The organism is Pseudomonas sp. H3_A02 (genome assembly GCF_054671965.1).
Window position 1 is genome coordinate 4,358,334 of the sequence record NZ_CP162807.1, and the last position, 16,175, is coordinate 4,374,508.

Sequence of the window (16,175 nt, forward strand, 5' to 3'; positions counted from 1 at the left end):
CATCATAAAGCAAAGACCGCCGAGAAAAGCTTAGTGGCGTAGTGCTACTAATTGATGATAATCAGTTAAAGTTCTCACTCGACACGCCGCTAAGCCGTTTACGCCATTTTGGTAACGGACCTACAAGTCTTTGAAAAGGACGACCCCCATGACTTCGCCCGTGCGCTTTCACGATCACCACCGTAAAGCCGACCGCATCATGCTGGGGCTGCTTTGGCTCACGCTGCTGTATTCCCTGAGCCTGGCATTCCTGCATTCGACGTTCACCCAGGCGCTACTGGTGGGGGCGACCACCTGCGTGGCGAGCACCGCGCTTTATCGCGTTTTGGCCGGCACCCGGGCCATGCGCTGTGTCATCGCGGTCGCGCTGATGGTCATGGCGGCACTGCACATCAACCAGACCCACGGCGTGATCGAATTCCACTTCGGGATCTTTGTGCTGCTGGCCGTGCTGACGTTTTACCGTGACTGGCTGCCGATTGTCGTCGCCGCCGCCACCATCGCGGTTCATCACCTGGGGTTTCACTGGCTTCAACACCAGGGTTATCCAGTGTTCGTCATGGGTAGCCACGGTGGCTGGTCGATGGTCTTTCTCCACGCGTTCTACGTGGTGGTGGAAAGCGTGATCCTGATTTACCTGGCGAACCAGAGCCTGGCCGACGCCACGGAAAACCAGGAGGTGCTCGACAAGGTGCTGGCGGCGGCCGCCCAACTGAGCAACGACACCGGCAGGCAGCACAGCGATGGCGTCAAGGTCTCTTCGAGTGAGCGTTTCGATCATTTCCTCCAGCAGGTCACTCAACTGGTGGACGGCGTGGTACGCGACACCCGCAACCTTTCGGACCTGGGCCAGGACCTGTCCCAGGTAGGCCAGACCCTGGAAACCGGTGCCCGTCACCAACTGGATGAAGTGGCACAGATGAGCGGTGCGATCGGCCATCTGGTCCAAGCCATGGAAAACATTGCCGGCCATGTCGACCAGACCCTGCAGCGTGCCGGCCAGGCCAACGAGCAGGTCACCCTCGGGCGCAGCACGGTTGACCAGACCCGAGAAGAGATTGTCGAGCTGGCAGGGCGTATCAACCTGACCAACGAAACCGTGCAGGTCTTGGCCGAGCAGGCACAGCAGATCGGTCAGGTGCTGGATGTGATCAACGGCATTGCCGAGCAGACCAACCTGCTGGCCCTTAACGCCGCCATTGAGGCGGCCCGGGCTGGCGAACAGGGCCGTGGGTTCGCGGTGGTGGCCGACGAGGTCCGCACCCTGTCACAAAAGACCTCGGCGTCTACCACCGAGATCCAGCAGATCATCGCCAAACTGCAGCAAGGCAGCCGCCAGGCCGCCGTCGCGATGCAAGACAGCCGCGACGGGGTGGAGCGCTGCGTGTCCGCCAGCCAACTGGCTTCGCAACTGTTGCACGCCGTCGTCGAAGACATTGCCGTGATCAACCATTTCAACGACCTGATCGCCAGCACCACCCAGGAACAATCCAAGGCATCGATGGGCATCAACCAGCGCCTGCAAAGCGTGCAGGCCGTGGCTGAGCGCAATGCGGACAACATTGGCATCCTGACTCGCAGCAGTCAGTGCTTGCCGCCGTTGGCGGAGCGCTTGGCGGTGTTGGGGCAGGCGTTTCACGGCAAGGGCGGGGCGGCCTGAGTCGAGCTCGGCTTTCACACTGGTTCTCGGGTCGAAAATCCAGCGCTCACCACAAATCCCTGTGGGAGCGAGCCTGCTCGCGATAGCGGTGGATGAGGCAACATTGATGTGAACCATGATCGCATCTCACCGCTCGGTCTGCTCGGCAGACCGAGCTTTTCCCGCACAAATGTATCTCTTTGTATCCAGCCCCCCTGTCGATACGGACTGTTTCTTTCAGGCCCGTCCGTGACATATCCGGGATACCTCACCGGCGTCAAATGAACCCATCGAGACCGCCCCCGCCGTCTCGGGTCATTCGACGTTGGAGACAGTGTCATGAGCCGCAACCCCCAGCATCGCCCAGCGTATGCCACGCCTAGCCCTTGGCGCGGTAGCGGCCAACGCGCGGGACGGCGTGCCATCGCCAGTGATTTGTCCCGGCAACGATCGCCAGGCCTGTCGGCCATTTACTCAAGGAGATTCATCATGCCCGCAGCTTCGTCCTCTTCCGCCTGGCAGCGTTGCCTGGCTTCATCCGCCATCGGCAGTGTGCTCGGTCTCGCACTGCTGGCTGGAAGCATTGGTGCATGGGCGGCCACTGCGGTGGTCGACAACCCATCCTCCAGTACGGTACCAGCTCAATCGGAGGCCATTCGTCCGTATCGCGTTCACGTTGATGAAGCGAAGTTGGCTGATCTGCGCAAACGCATTGTCGATGCGCGGTGGCCGGATAAAGAAACCGTCAGTGATGTGTCTCAAGGTGTGCAACTGGCCCAAGTGCAAGAGCTGGTGAAGTACTGGGGCAGCGGTTACGACTGGCGCAAAGCCGAGGCCAAGCTCAATGCCTTGCCCGAGTTTATCACCACCATCGATGGGGTCGACATTCAGTTCATTCATGTACGCTCGCGCAACCCCAACGCCATGCCGCTGATCCTTACCCATGGTTGGCCGGGTTCACAGTTCGAGTTTCTCAAGACTATCGGCCCACTGACCGATCCGACCGCGTACGGCGGGCGTGCCGAAGACTCGTTCGACGTTGTGATCCCTTCAATTCCCGGTCATGGCTTTTCCGGGAAACCGACCGAATTGGGCTGGGGGCCCGACCGTGTGGCCAAGGCTTGGGACGTGTTGATGAAGCGCCTGGGCTACACCCACTACGTGTCCCAGGGTGGCGATCATGGTTCGGTGATCTCCGATGCACTGGGCCGCCTGGCGCCTCCCGGTTTACTGGGTATCCACTTGAATATGCCGGCGACCGTCCCACCGGAGCTGGTGAAACCGATCAACAGCGGCGATCCGGCACCGGCCGGGCTGAGCGATCCGGAACGCAGCGCCTACAACTCGCTGAGTACATTCTTCGGCCGCAATGCCGCCTACGGCGCAATGATGGTGACTCGGCCGCAGACCATCGGCTACCTGCTGGCCGATTCGCCTTCCGGCACAGCCGCGTGGATGTACGAAAAATTCGCCGCCTGGACCGACAGCGACGGCAAACCGGAACGCGTGCTGAGCCGCGATGAAATGCTCGATGACATCAGCCTTTACTGGCTGACGGACACCGGTGCGTCGTCCTCCCGTTTCTACTGGGAGAACAACAACAATAATTTCAGTGCGGCGGCGCAAAAGACGGCGGACATCAAAGTCCCGGTGGCCATCACCGTGTTCCCCCATGAGATCTATCGAGCCCCGAAAACCTGGGCCCAGCGCGCCTATCCATCGCTGTCCTACTACAGCGAAGTCAGCAAGGGCGGCCATTTCGCGGCCTGGGAGCAGCCTCAATTGTTCAGTGAGGAACTGCGCAAAGCCTTCCGGCCGTTGCGCACGGCTGCAAAAAACACGCTTGCCCAGACTGCTCGATAAACCTCTCCAAGCGGTTCCGAACGGGAGCCGCTCACCCGCCGTTCGCAAAGGAGATTCACCATGGACACGACTCTGTTGAACCACACATCCGCCGCGCGGCCTCGGCGCCTGTTCGGCCCATCTATCCTGATGTTCGCCATGATGCAACTGGGCGCCTTGGGACTGGCCTCGTCCCAGGCGAGCGCCGCGGATGTACCTGCCAGCACCATCGCCTCCATCACGCCGGGCAGTCACACCTCGTTCGGCCCGCTCAAGCACGTCAAGGCTGGCCTGCTGGACGTTTCCTATGCCGAGGTCGGTCCTGCCGATGGGCCGGTGGTCATCCTGCTGCATGGTTGGCCCTATGACATTCACAGCTACGCCGACGTTGCGCCGGCACTGGCCGAGAAGGGCTATCGCGTGTTGATTCCCTATGCCCGCGGTTATGGCGATACGCGTTTCCTGTCGGCCAAGACCCTGCGCAACGGCCAGCCTTCTGCGCTGGCAAGCGATCTGATCGACTTCATGGACGCGCTGAAGATCAAGCAGGCCGTGCTCGGCGGTTACGACTGGGGCGCCCGCACCGCCGACATCGTCGCGGCCCTGTGGCCGGAGCGGGTCAAAGCCCTGGTGGCGGTGAGTGGCTACCTGATCGGCAGCCAGGAAGCCGGCAAGACGCCGCTGCCGCCGGCCGCCGAGTTGCAGTGGTGGTACCAGTTCTACTTCGCCACCGAGCGTGGCCGTCTGGGCTACGAAAAAAACACCCACGACTTCGCCAAGCTGATCTGGAAACTGGCGTCGCCGAAGTGGAATTTCGATGACGCGACGTATGACCGAAGCGCCGCCGCTTTGCAGAACCCCGATCACGTCGCCGTCTCAATCTTCAACTATCGCTGGCGCCTGGGCCTGGTGAAGGGCGAGGCCAAGTACGACAAGCTGGAGAAGAAACTCGCGACCTTTCCGTCCATCAGCGTGCCGACCATCACCCTCGAGGGCGACGCCAACGGCGCACCGCATCCACCGGCCGAGGCCTATGCCAAGCGCTTCACCGGCCAATATGAGCATCGTCTGATCGACGGCGGTGTCGGCCACAACCTGCCGCAAGAGGCTCCGCAAGCGTTCGCCCAGGCCGTGATCGACGCCGATCACCTCCAATAGCGCCCAGGGGAGAACAACGATGAAACTCAAGCAACTGGCGGTCTCCGCTGTCATTGCAGTGGCTGCACTGACCGCGACCGGCATCGCCTTGGGCGACGCCGGCAACGGCGAGGCGTCACCGATCTATGGCGTAAAGCTTCCTGATGGGTATCGCCAATGGGCGCTGATAGCCCCGGCCCAGGAGGCGGAACCCCTGAACGAGCTGAGAGCGGTATTGGGCAATGACCTGGCGATCAAGGCTTATCAGGATTCAACACTGCCGTTCCCGGACGGCGCGGTGCTGGTCAAGCTGGCCTGGAAACACGTCCAGTCGCCGGAGTTCGAGCCGGCTTCGATCCCCGGCGCGGCGACCACCGTGCAGGTCATGGTCAAGGACTCCAGCAAATATGCCGCCACCGGCGGCTGGGGCTTTGGCCGCTTTATCAATGGCAAACCCGCCGATGAGGCACAGCACCAGACGTGCTTCGCCTGCCATCAGGCGCGCGTGCAGAACCACGACTTCGTCTTCACCCGATTCGCCCAATAGCCCTGTCACCCAAGGAGTTTCCAATGAAAAAAGTCATGACCGCACTGGCGTGCAGCGCCGGCCTGTTCATCGCGGCCAACGCGTTCGCACAAACTGAAAAACCCACGGTCGTCCTCGTACACGGCGCTTTTGCCGACGCTTCAAGCTGGAATGGCGTGGTGAAGATCCTCGAGAAAGATGGCTATACCGTTGTCGCCGCAGCCAACCCGTTGCGCAGCGTGAAAAGCGATGGTGCTGCAGTTTCCGCCTTGCTGAGCAGCATCCAATCTCCCGTTGTGCTGGTCGGCCATTCCTACGGCGGCAACGTCATCAGCGAAGCGGCCAACGACCATGCCAACGTCAAGGCACTGGTCTACGTCAGCGCGTTCGCCCCCGAGGCGGGCGAAACCGTCGCCGGGCTCGCCGGCAAATTCCCCGGCAGCACCCTGGGGCCAACCCTTGCTCCACCTGTCGCACTGGCTGACGACGGAAAGGATCTGTACATCCAACAGGACAAGTTCCGCGACCAGTTCGCCGCTGATGTTCCCGCCGGGCAGGCGGCATTGATGGCGGCGACACAGCGTCCGGTCACTGAGGCGGCGTTGAACGAACAGGCCGGGACCCCGGCCTGGAAGCACATTCCGTCCTGGTACATCTACGGCGACAAGGACAAGAACATCCCGCCCCAGACCATGGCCTTCATGGCCAAGCGTGCCGAGGCCAAGGTCGTGAAAGTGGTCAAGGGGGCTTCCCATGTGGTGATGGTTTCCAATCCGGAGCCGGTCGCCCGGCTGATTGAAACCGCTGCTGCGGCGAAGTGATGGCGGGGCCTGTAAAAACTGGTCATAAGAGCAATAGTGCTTACTTAGGGACGTGAAATCCGTGGTGAGGAGTGGCCGGCGCAAGCAACCTCCCTCGCCACAACAGAGTTTCGTTTCAAGGGCCGGTTAGCGGAATTCACCTTGAATCGGGCAAACATGCCGGCGAATCCGGCAAACGGATCCGTTTCTCGCTCCACATACTTTCGCGCCCCTGGGGCTCTGCCACCGATGTATCCGCTCGAGGGCACATCGATGGTCGGTTGAAAACATGTGTGTGAGAGCTTGGTATGGAAAACAGCGCTATCCGATTTGCCTGCAACGGTTGCGGGATTTGCTGCAAGGGCCGCCTGATTCCACTGACGCTGAACGAGGCACGGCAGTGGCTCCAACGAGGGCATGAAGTGGCGGTCATACTGGAGGCGTTCGATGAAACGACTTGGGCTTCTGCGCCTGGGCAATTCACCCACAGCGCCCAGCGGGCCGTGGAGGTAACCAGCGGCAATGCGCAGATTCGAGTCGTTGCGGTATTGGCCGGCAATGCCCTGACGCAATGTCAGAACCTGGGCGACGACGGCCGTTGCGGCATCTATGAAGAGCGCCCCCTGGTCTGTCGAATTTACCCGATGGAAATTAATCCGTTCATTACCCTGCGCCCGGCCGATAAGATTTGCCCTCCCGAAGTCTGGGAGGCGGGGGATATTCTCTTCACGGACCGGGTCGTCGATCCGATCCTGGCCGATCAGATCGAACGCTCACGCCAGGCCGATAGAGACGATGCCCAGGCGAAAATCCAGGTATGTGAAGCCCTGGGAATGAATGTCGCGGCGTGGAAGGGCCACGCGTTGGCGGTGTACCTCCCAGACCGAACGCAGCTGTTCGAGGCGATCAGCCGTTACGACGGCGGGTCAGTGGCTCCGGCCCGTGCGGATTGGAAAGTCCGGGTCGACACGCCAGTTTTGCGCGAACAACTGGGCCAGGCAGGGGTAGCGTTGGACGATCAACCGTCCACCCGCTACATCTTCCATAGACTTTAGGTGCCAGGCGAAGTCATCGCTTTGGGCATCCTTATTTCCTGAAACATCTTGTTATACTTGGATGTCAGGGTCTTCTGGCTCTGATGGCTCGTTGAATCGTGCAAGAAATTGCGCTGATCAGGCAAGCGAGCCGAACCACCGGCCCAGCATACTCCACCGTGGGCGGACTTGCGGTCGGAGCGAACCTCGTTCGCTGTGAGCCGTCCAGGCCTGATGTTTCCAGGAGTCGAATGTGCCAACCGATTTTACAAGCGCCAAAACCCTCAGCGACATAGAACGTCTGGCCGATTCGGTCAGTCAACGGCTGCCCAGCGACGGCGACCAGATCACCGCCATACCCGGCTTGAGCCTGCATCGGCGCAAAGCGATCACTGCGCCCATGCACTGCATCTACGGCCTGGGTATCGGCGTCACCTTGCAAGGCCGTAAGCAAGCCATGGTGGGGGAGGACATCCTGACCTATTCACCCGGTCAGTCCATGGTGACCAGCGTAGATCTGCCAGTCATTTCACATATCTGCCAGGCCAGCGTCGCCGAGCCTTTCCTGGGCATGATGCTGAGATTCGAAAGCACCACGGTGATGCAAGTGGCCGAGCGCATGCGGCTGTCGCAACGCATGAGAGACGACGCGTTCAAACCCATTACCGTGCAGGCTTTGGATGCCGGTGTGCTGGATGCCCTGAAGCGTCTGGTCGAGCTGTTGAAGGAGCCGCCACTGCTTGAGACTGTGGCCCCGCTGATCAAGGAAGAGATCATCGCTCGTCTGTTAAGCGGTGCCCATGCTCCGCAATTGCTGCATGTCATCGCCGCAGGCTCACCCAGCCAACACATCGCCAAGACCCTCGCCTGGTTGAAACTCAATTTTCGCCTGACGCTGCGCATGGACGATCTGGCGGCACAGGCGCACATGAGTCCTTCTACCTTTCGCCAGCACTTTCGCACCGTGACCGGAATGAGTCCGCTGCAATACCAGAAACAGTTAAGGCTACAAGCCGCTCGGCATTTGATGTTGACCCAGAATGTCGACGCGAGCAGCGCAGGCGGGCAGGTTGGCTATGAAAGTGCTTCGCAGTTCAGCCGCGAGTACAGCCGCCTGTTCGGAGAGCCACCGCAGCGGGATATCAAGCGGATTCGCTTGTAACAGGGAGGCACGTCTGGCAGCGCAACTGCCAGACGGCCTCATGTTTCTGTCACGTCAACTTGAACGGCAACTCACGCAACGGCTTACCCGTCAGGCTCGCCACGGCATTGGCAAACGCCGGAGCCAACGCTGGCAAACCGGGCTCACCCATCCCCGTGGGTGGTTCGGCGCTGGGCACGATGTGGACGGCGAATTCCGGCATGTCGGTAATGCGCGGCACGCTGAAGTCGGCAAAATTGCTCTGCTGCACGACGCCGTCCTTCAGGGTGACGGCGCCACCTGGCAGGCACATCGACAAGCCCATCAGCGCAGCGCCTTGTACCTGGGCTTCAACGCTGCGTGGGTTGACGACCAGATTGCAGTGCACGCCGGCGGTCACCTGGTGCAGCACCGGACGACCATCCTGCACCGAGGCTTCGACGACGTACGCCACCACCGAACTGAACGATTCGTGGACCGCCACGCCCCAGGCACGGCCCGCCGCCAGCTGGCGCTTGCCATACCCACTCTTGTCCACGGCCAATTGCAGCGCTTCGCGATGCCGTGGGCTCTGGTCGCCAAACAGCTTCATCCGGTACGCCACCGGGTCCTGTTTGGTGGTGCGGGCGATCTCGTCGATCAGTGTTTCCATCACGAATGCCGTATGGGTGGAACCGACGCTGCGCCACCACAATACGGGGACGTTGAGTTTGGGGTGGTGGACTGTCAGGCGCATCGGCAGCGGATAAGGATTACGCATTCCCTCTGTTGCGGTGGCATCGATCCCGTTCTTCACCATCCCCTCGAACAGCGTGCCACTGACGATGGATTGCCCGACCAAGACATGGTCCCAGGCCAGCACCTTACCGCTGTCGTCAAAACCGATGCGCGCGCGGTGCAGGTGCATGGGGCGATAGTAGCCACCCTTGATATCGTCCTCACGGCTCCAGAGTGTGCGGATAGGAGCATCAAGCCCGGCGGCGTGCGCGGCCTTGGCCACCTCGCAAGCCAGCACGACAAAATCGTTGGTGGGCACGCCACGCCGGCCGAAACCTCCGCCCGCCGTCTGCACATTGACCTGGACTTGTTCGGGTTGCAGATTCAGGACCCGTGCAGCTGCCGCGCCATCGCCGCCAGGAAACTGGGTGCCGACCCACAACTGGGCGCGCCCCTGCGCGAGTTGCACGGTGCAGTTCAACGGCTCCATGGGCGCGTGGGCGAGGTAAGGGAACACAAACTCGGCTTCCAACTGATGCGGCGCGCTGGCAAGCGGTGTCATGTCAGCGTCGAATTGTCGTGGGCCGGGTTGAGCGGCCAGCTCCCGGTATTGGACCCGTTGCTTTTCACTGTCCACTTTCTCGACGCTGGCCAAGTCCCATTCCAGCTTCAGCGCATCACGCGCCAGTTTCGCCTGCCAATAACCGTCCGCCACCACAGCAACGCCTTCAGCACCTCGGTCCAGCGGCACGCGAAACACAGCTTTAACCCCTTTGGTTGCCCGTGCCGCACTGTCATCCAAAGAGGCAATCCTGGCGCCGAACACTGGCGGACGTGCCACCACGGCTGTGAACTGCCCCGGCAGATGCATGTCGATGCCAAATTCCTGCTGGCCACTGCTCTTGGCTTTCGCATCAATGCGCGTGGTGGCCTGGCCGATGATTCGGAAATCCTTGGGATCCTTGAGCGTGATCGTTTCCGGTACGGGCAGGGCCATCGCGGCCTCGGCCAGCTCGCCATAGCTCGCTTTACGCCCGGCGGGGCCGAGCACCATGCCGGCTTGGGTGCTCAGGCTCGCGACATCGACGTTCCAACGCGCGGCTGCCGCCGCAAGCAGCATGGCGCGAGCGCGGGCGCCCAGTTCGCGGTATTGGGTATAGCTGTTCTTGATCGAGTTGGAGCCGCCAGTCAGGTGTATGCCAAAGGCCGGGTCCATATAGGCGGCGTCGCTGTTACCGTTGCGGCTGCGCACCAGGCTCCAGTCGGCATCCAGTTCTTCGGCGAGGATCATCGGCAGGGCGGTCTGCACGCCCTGGCCGAACTCCAGGCGGTTGATGGTCACCGTTACCACGCCGTCAGGGGCGATCTGCACAAATGCGGAGGGCTGCTGAGTCGGGTTGAGCGGCGTTGGGACTGCGCCGTTGGTCTCCTGCGCCAGGGCCAAGTGGGGAAAAGCGCCGAGCGCCAGACCACCGATGCCGACAATCTTGAGAAAACTGCGGCGGGGCAGCGTAGCGGGGCCGTCGGCCTGATCGCGCTCCAGCGTGTGCTGCAAGGCGCGGGGCAACTCGTCGGGGAAAATCTCGTTCAACATGGTCGGCTCCGATCAGGCAAGGGCTTTGGCGGCATCAGCCACCGCGGCGCGGATTCGGGCGTAGGTGCCACAGCGACAGATGTTGCCGGCCATGGCCGAGTCGATCTCGGCCGCCGTGGGCTGCTTGCCCTTGGGCTGGGCCTTGAGGAAAGCCGTTGCGCTCATGATCTGGCCACTCTGGCAGTAGCCGCATTGCGCCACGTCGTGTTTGACCCACGCCTCGTGCACGGCACTGCCAACCGGGTCGCTGCCATCGGTTGCCGCTTCGATGGTGGTGATCTTCTTGCCTTCGGCGGCGGCGATGGGCGTCACGCAGGAACGAATGGCCTGGCCATCCAGGTGCACGGTGCAGGCACCACAAAGCGCCGCGCCGCAGCCGAACTTGGTGCCGGTCATGCCCAGCGTGTCGCGCAGGGTCCAGAGAATAGGGGTGCCAGGGTCGACGTCGACCGTGTATTCACGGCCGTTTATGTTCAGGGCGCTCATAGGGGGACCAGCTCCAGATGGTTTGGCTCTGGTTAACTATAGGAAGGAACATTTGCGGAGGGTTGCACGATCCGGGCTGATGCTTGCCTGATCCTGCGAAACAATGTGCCCGGGAAGGCAACGTTGTTGTGTCAGTGCAACAGCGCGGTAGGCCCGGCGCCAGGGCAATGGGCATGCCTTGAAGGCGGGAGGAAAGGAGCCGCGGTGGGAGTGCTTCCGGCTCCTTCCTCCTGCACGGTTACATCAACGGAATGCTGTAGCTCACAAACAGGCGATTTTGATCCTGGTCGCGGGCGATATCGCTTCGCGACATCCCGTTGCGCCAGCCGAAACCGACGTTCTTCAACGTGCCGCTCTGGATCACATAGTCCAGGGAGATATCACGTTCCCATTCACTGGCGTCCCGGCCGCTGGCGGTCTGGATGTTGTCGCCCTTGAGGTACATCACCGAGGCCTTCAAACCCGGAACGCCAAGCGCTGCGAAGTCATAGGCATATTGCGCGAATGCCGTGCGCTCACCGGCCTGGATGAACGTCTGGATGGTGCGGTCGGTGTAGAGGTAAAGACTTGCGCCGCCTTCGCCTTTGCCCACCAGGCCGCCCTGGTTCAGTTGCGTAAAGTTGCTGTCTTCGGAAACACGCTGATAACCCGCGGTAATGGCATGGCCACCCAACGAATAAATGAACGCCGCGCTCCAGGTGTCGTTGTCGATCTCGCCGTTGCCATCCTTGGTATAACCGCCGAGTTTGTAACCACTGGCGCGACCGGCAGCGCTGCTGTTCTTGCCATCGGACGTGGTTTTGAAGTAACGCAGGTCGGTTTTCAACGAACCGTATTCACCCAACGGTAATACATGCAGCAAACCGGCGAAGTGCTGTTGATAGTAGTCTTCAAGATTGGCGTAGTAATACTGCGCGGTCAGATCCTTGGTCAGTTTGTAATCGCCACCGGCAAAGGTGAATTTATTGCTTTCCTGGGTGCCGCCCGCAACGGCCAGGCCGGCGCTGTCGCTGGACGCACGCCCTGTGGCGTGTTCCAACTGGCCAGCGGTGAACGTCAGGTTGTCGATTTCATTGCTGGTGACTTGCCCGCCCTCGAAGGTTTGCGGCAGCAGGCGACCATCGTTGGAGACCAGGATCGGCAACTTCGGTTGCAAGGTGCCGTACCGCAGCTCGGTCTTGGAGACACGCATCTTGGCCGTGGCACCGAGACGAGCCCATTGGTCCGCCGCCTTGTCGCCATCGTTGGGAAACATCGAGCCACCGACATGACGGCCGGCGCCACTGTCGAGCTTCAGGCCCAGCAGCCCCATGGCATCCAGGCCGAACCCGACGGTGCCGTCGGTAAACCCCGACTGATAATTGAGCATGAAGGCCTGGCCCCATTCTTCGGTCTTCGAAGGCGCGGCGGCTCCGTCACGGTTATCGTTATTGAAGTAGAAGTTGCGCAAGTTCAAGTTGGCCTTGCTGTCGCTGATAAAATCAGCCGACGCCAATGGGCTGAGGACAAGCGTCATACCACCCGTTAAAACACTCAGTACGTTAAATAGGACTTTCATCAGGGCGAACTCCACCGCGGAATCTCTGTTCCGGGCATGTTGAAAAGACAGCAGGAAGCGCTCGACCGATCAGATGATTGGCCGAGGCGTTAAATAACTCGTTGGAAAAACTTCAGTGCATTGAGTGGGGTAGGGGATAAATCTCCAAAGAACGGCATCAGTAAAAGTCCCTGGGGTTATCAGTCGATCAATCCATGAGCGTCATAAAACGGATACGGCCCGGGATACTGGCCAAACACACCGTTATGGGTCACCAAACCCTGGTCATGCCAGTGATGCAGCAGGTATCCGGGTGGTTCCAGGTTGAAATGCGCGGGCGCGCTTGGCTGTAGATCCAGGACGATTTGATGTGAGGTGCCGGGGCACACGCAACTCAGGCTACCGCCGAAGCGCCGCTGCATCGGCCGATGCAAATGCCCGCAGAGCAAACGCTCTACCTGTGGATGGCGGGCGATGACCTGTTCCAGTGCCGAGGCGTTGATGAACGGCTCGCGGTCCATGTGGCCGATGCCGCTGATAAACGGCGGATGGTGCAGGACCAGCAGCGTTGGCACCTCGGGACGACGGGCCAACTGTTCATCGAGCCAGCGCAATTGGCTATCCAGTAACTGACCGCCATGACCGCCGGGAATGGTGCTGTCCAGGCCAATCAGGCGCAGCGGATGCTCCTCGACGACCCAATCCAAGGGGGCTCCAGCCAAACTTGGCAAGTAGGCGTGATCGGCAAATGCCGCCCGCAAATGTTCGCGGTTGTCGTGGTTGCCAGGCACCAGGTAGCAAGGCATGTGCAGGCGCGCCAGTTCGGGGTGCAATACGGCGTATTCATCAGGGCGACCGAAGTCGACCAGGTCGCCACTGATTACTACGATGTCGGGGCGCGGCACCTGGGTATTCAAATGATCGACGGCACGACGCAACGCGGCGAGGGTATCAACGACGCCATAGGTCAGTTTTTCCCCGGCCTTGAGATGCAGGTCACTGATCTGCGCAATGAGAAACGGATGATTCAAAATAAGCCCTCTGAAAACACGAAGATCACGATGACAGGGTGAACAGCACTTGCGGCTCAACGGCCAAGGCAATCAGGGCGCCGGTGGCGTGGATGACGTTGTCGGTGCTGTCCACCAGCAATGGCTGGGCGGCGCCGACGTCCACCAACAGGCGGCTTTGGGCCCCTTGGAAAAACTGGCCTACCAGGCGCCCGCGCAGATGCCCCTCGTTGTCCATCACCCGCAAATGTTCGGGCCGGCAGTAGACGATGGCAGGCAGTCCGCCACCGCGCCACGGCAACTCTCCGCCACTGACTTTCAAGCCCAGGGGCGTGTGGGCGAGCACTGGAAAAGCGTTGAGGTTGCCGACAAAACTGGCGACGAACGTGTTGGCCGGTTGTTGGTAGATGTCCCTTGGGCTGGCCAACTGCGCGACGCGGCCGTGTTCCATGACCAGAATCCGATTGCCCAGGGCCATGGCTTCGCCCTGGTCGTGGGTGACGAACACCGCCGTAATGCCCAGATGGCGTAGCAACTGATCCAACTCGCTGCGCAGGCGCTCGCGCAACTGTGCATCCAGTGCTGCCAACGGTTCGTCAAGCAGCAAGACTCGAGGCTTGGGCGCCAGGGCGCGGGCGAGGGCGACCCGCTGGCGCTGACCGCCGGACAGCTCATGGATGCTGCGCTTGCCATGGTCCTGAAGGCCCACCAGTTCCAGCAACTCCGAGCAGCGCTTGTTCCGTTCAGCCGGCGCCATGCCGCGAATCTTCAAGCCATAAACGATGTTGCCGGCCACATCCAGGTTGGGAAACAACGCATAGTTCTGGAACACCATGCCCACGTCGCGTCGTTCGATGGGCAGGCGGGTGACGTCGGAGTCGCCAAAAAACACCTGCCCCACATCCGGACGCTCAAGGCCGGCGATCAGGCGCAAGGTCGTGGTTTTACCGCAACCGGACGGGCCGAGGATCGCCAGGGTTTCTCCGGCATTGATGGTCAGGTCCAGGTCATGGACGGCAACGGTGCCGTCGGAGAACGCCTTGCGGCAACCTGCCAGGCGAATGGTGGTTCCGGTCATCGTTTTTCTCCACGGGAAAGGCGCGCGCTGATGGCCTGCAGCGCAATCAGCAGCGGCACGATCATCAGCAGGAATATGAGGGTGTAGGCACTGGCGACTTCCAACCTGGCTGAGGCATAGCTGTCAGCCAGGCCTACCGGCAATGTTTTGGTCATTGGGGTGTGGAGCATCCAGGTCAGGTTGAACTCGCCCAACGACAGCGTGACGACCATCAGGACCCCAGCGAGGATCCCCGCCCGGCAGTTGGGTACCACCACACTGAAGAATCGTCGTAGCGGCCCGGCGCCAAGGCTGGCGGCGGCTTCTTCCAGGACAGGCAGTTGCTGACGTTGCATCACCGCCATTACCGGGCGCACCAGGAACGGCAAGGTGAACAGCACATGGCCGACGAGGATGAACAGCCAACTGCTGCGAAACCCACCGAATTGCCCATAGGTGAGCAGCAACGCCAGGGCGCTGGCCAGGCCAGGCATCGCCACCGGCAGCACCATCAGTTCCTCGAACGCACGGCTGAAGCGGTTGTTCATCCGCACCAACGCGTAAGCCGCCGGAACACCCACCACGCAGACGCACAGCGCACAGGCCACGGCCAGTTGCAGGGATAGCCAGACTGTCGGCGAATAGGCCTGCCAGACTTGCACCAGCCAATCGAACGTCAGGCCACTGGAGACGCCCTGGAAATAATTGCGCGTCAGCCCGGCCAGCAGTGACATCAGCACGGGCACCAACATGAACGCGCAGACCAGCAGGGTAAACACCAACTGGCCGATAAACAGCGTTGAGCGCTTCACAAGACGGTCCTCGAGTTTTTTGCCAGCCGTCGGGCCAGTAGCAGTACTGCCCACGTCAGCGCCCCCAACACCACCGACAGCGCAGCGGCCACGGCGAAATTGGCGTAGTTGGTGAACACGTTGTAGATCGCCACCGGGGTCACATTCAGGCGGGTGCCGAGGGTGAAGGCCGTACCGAACGCGCCCATGGAGGTCGCAAAGCAGATCGCCCCGCACGAGACCAGTGCCGGTGCCAGACCGGGGACGATGACATCGCAAACCACTCGCCAGTGGCCGGCGCCCAGGGAATGAGCGGCTTCTTCCAGGCTGCGATCGAGGCTTTCACAAGCAGCCATCACCGTGAGGATCACCCGTGGAATCGAGAAGTACAGATAACCGAGGCACAACCCCATCAGCGAGTAAGCGAAGATCCAGCGTTCACCCGCCAGCTCGAGGCCAAGGCTGGCGAACAAGCCTTGGCGCCCGGCCAGCAGAATCACCAGGAAGCCGACCACCACGCCGGGGAATGCCAACGGAAACGTTAACAAGGCGACCAGCAGCGAGCGGCCGAAGAAGCGTTGGCGGCTGAGAAAAAAACCACTGATGCCCCCCACCAAGAGCGCCGCCAGGGTCGTCGCCAAGGCCAGCAGGCAGGTCTGTACCAGACTGCCCAGGTATTGCGCACTGCTCAGTACCTGCCAATAGCCGCTTTCGCCGCCGTCGCGATTTTGCCCGCCCAGCACGATCAGATGCGCCAGTGGCAACAACCAGAACGCGAACAGCACCGCAGCCGCAGGCGCCAGGGCCCAGGCCGCGGTCAGCCGCAAACGCGGCACCGTGGCCTGGCCCGAAGGGACTCCCCGG

Annotated in this window: 14 protein-coding genes; 7 read left to right on the forward strand and 7 right to left on the reverse strand. The window is 61.3% G+C overall.

The features are described 5' to 3' along the window. Window positions 1-148: 148 nt before the first annotated feature. The 7 genes from AB4N80_RS19190 to AB4N80_RS19220 all read left to right on the forward strand — a co-directional run bounded on the left by AB4N80_RS19190 (window position 149) and on the right by AB4N80_RS19220 (window position 8,140). A complete protein-coding gene (locus tag AB4N80_RS19190) occupies window positions 149-1,660 on the forward strand; it encodes a methyl-accepting chemotaxis protein (RefSeq protein WP_122566900.1) in 1,512 nt (503 codons plus the stop codon). Between the two features lie 468 nt (window positions 1,661-2,128). Next, the gene (locus tag AB4N80_RS19195) at window positions 2,129-3,502 is read left to right on the forward strand and encodes an epoxide hydrolase family protein (protein WP_460090415.1); all 1,374 of its coding nucleotides are present in this window, start codon (window positions 2,129-2,131) and stop codon (window positions 3,500-3,502) included. Window positions 3,503-3,562: 60 nt separating this feature from the next. Further along, complete coding sequence (locus AB4N80_RS19200) at window positions 3,563-4,639, forward strand: alpha/beta fold hydrolase (RefSeq protein ID WP_122566898.1); 1,077 nt, start codon at window positions 3,563-3,565, stop codon at window positions 4,637-4,639. Window positions 4,640-4,658: 19 nt separating this feature from the next. Then, window positions 4,659-5,165 carry a cytochrome P460 family protein gene (locus tag AB4N80_RS19205; RefSeq protein WP_305490418.1) on the forward strand — a complete coding sequence of 169 codons (507 nt, stop codon included), beginning with the start codon at window positions 4,659-4,661 and terminating at the stop codon, window positions 5,163-5,165. A gap of 23 nt (window positions 5,166-5,188) precedes the next feature. Further along, the gene (locus tag AB4N80_RS19210; RefSeq protein ID WP_122566896.1) at window positions 5,189-5,965 is read left to right on the forward strand and encodes an alpha/beta fold hydrolase; all 777 of its coding nucleotides are present in this window, start codon (window positions 5,189-5,191) and stop codon (window positions 5,963-5,965) included. Between the two features lie 287 nt (window positions 5,966-6,252). Continuing rightward, window positions 6,253-6,999, forward strand: a complete 747-nt coding sequence (locus AB4N80_RS19215; protein ID WP_460078274.1) for a YkgJ family cysteine cluster protein — start codon at window positions 6,253-6,255, stop codon at window positions 6,997-6,999. A 232-nt stretch (window positions 7,000-7,231) separates the two neighbouring features. Beyond that, a complete protein-coding gene (locus AB4N80_RS19220) occupies window positions 7,232-8,140 on the forward strand; it encodes an AraC family transcriptional regulator (RefSeq protein WP_122566894.1) in 909 nt (302 codons plus the stop codon). A 49-nt stretch (window positions 8,141-8,189) separates the two neighbouring features. Here AB4N80_RS19220 and AB4N80_RS19225 read toward each other — a convergent pair whose 3' ends face one another. From AB4N80_RS19225 to AB4N80_RS19255, 7 genes are all read right to left on the reverse strand, one after another. Continuing rightward, window positions 8,190-10,430 (reverse strand): xanthine dehydrogenase family protein molybdopterin-binding subunit, encoded by a 2,241-nt coding sequence (locus AB4N80_RS19225; protein WP_460078277.1) that lies wholly within the window; start codon window positions 10,428-10,430, stop codon window positions 8,190-8,192. A gap of 12 nt (window positions 10,431-10,442) precedes the next feature. Next, complete coding sequence (locus tag AB4N80_RS19230; protein WP_122566892.1) at window positions 10,443-10,916, reverse strand: (2Fe-2S)-binding protein; 474 nt, start codon at window positions 10,914-10,916, stop codon at window positions 10,443-10,445. Between the two features lie 238 nt (window positions 10,917-11,154). Then, window positions 11,155-12,474 carry an OprD family porin gene (locus AB4N80_RS19235; RefSeq protein WP_305481598.1) on the reverse strand — a complete coding sequence of 440 codons (1,320 nt, stop codon included), beginning with the start codon at window positions 12,472-12,474 and terminating at the stop codon, window positions 11,155-11,157. 179 nt (window positions 12,475-12,653) lie between these two features. Continuing rightward, window positions 12,654-13,484 (reverse strand): phosphodiesterase, encoded by an 831-nt coding sequence (locus AB4N80_RS19240; RefSeq protein ID WP_122566891.1) that lies wholly within the window; start codon window positions 13,482-13,484, stop codon window positions 12,654-12,656. Between the two features lie 25 nt (window positions 13,485-13,509). Next, window positions 13,510-14,541 carry an ABC transporter ATP-binding protein gene (locus AB4N80_RS19245; RefSeq protein ID WP_122566890.1) on the reverse strand — a complete coding sequence of 344 codons (1,032 nt, stop codon included), beginning with the start codon at window positions 14,539-14,541 and terminating at the stop codon, window positions 13,510-13,512. Further along, window positions 14,538-15,332 (reverse strand): ABC transporter permease, encoded by a 795-nt coding sequence (locus AB4N80_RS19250; RefSeq protein WP_122566889.1) that lies wholly within the window; start codon window positions 15,330-15,332, stop codon window positions 14,538-14,540. Before AB4N80_RS19250 ends, AB4N80_RS19245 begins: the two co-directional genes overlap by 4 nt. Further along, window positions 15,329-16,147 carry an ABC transporter permease gene (locus AB4N80_RS19255; RefSeq protein ID WP_163006776.1) on the reverse strand — a complete coding sequence of 273 codons (819 nt, stop codon included), beginning with the start codon at window positions 16,145-16,147 and terminating at the stop codon, window positions 15,329-15,331. Before AB4N80_RS19255 ends, AB4N80_RS19250 begins: the two co-directional genes overlap by 4 nt. Window positions 16,148-16,175 lie beyond the last annotated feature (28 nt).

Coding starts and splice junctions, on each gene's coding strand:
- AB4N80_RS19190 (WP_122566900.1), top strand. CDS start 149: ATGACTTCGCCCGTGCGCTTTCACGATCACCACCGTAAAGCCGACCGC.
- AB4N80_RS19195 (WP_460090415.1), top strand. CDS start 2,129: ATGCCCGCAGCTTCGTCCTCTTCCGCCTGGCAGCGTTGCCTGGCTTCA.
- AB4N80_RS19200 (WP_122566898.1), top strand. CDS start 3,563: ATGGACACGACTCTGTTGAACCACACATCCGCCGCGCGGCCTCGGCGC.
- AB4N80_RS19205 (WP_305490418.1), top strand. CDS start 4,659: ATGAAACTCAAGCAACTGGCGGTCTCCGCTGTCATTGCAGTGGCTGCA.
- AB4N80_RS19210 (WP_122566896.1), top strand. CDS start 5,189: ATGAAAAAAGTCATGACCGCACTGGCGTGCAGCGCCGGCCTGTTCATC.
- AB4N80_RS19215 (WP_460078274.1), top strand. CDS start 6,253: ATGGAAAACAGCGCTATCCGATTTGCCTGCAACGGTTGCGGGATTTGC.
- AB4N80_RS19225 (WP_460078277.1), bottom strand. CDS start 10,430: ATGTTGAACGAGATTTTCCCCGACGAGTTGCCCCGCGCCTTGCAGCAC.
- AB4N80_RS19230 (WP_122566892.1), bottom strand. CDS start 10,916: ATGAGCGCCCTGAACATAAACGGCCGTGAATACACGGTCGACGTCGAC.
- AB4N80_RS19235 (WP_305481598.1), bottom strand. CDS start 12,474: ATGAAAGTCCTATTTAACGTACTGAGTGTTTTAACGGGTGGTATGACG.
- AB4N80_RS19245 (WP_122566890.1), bottom strand. CDS start 14,541: ATGACCGGAACCACCATTCGCCTGGCAGGTTGCCGCAAGGCGTTCTCC.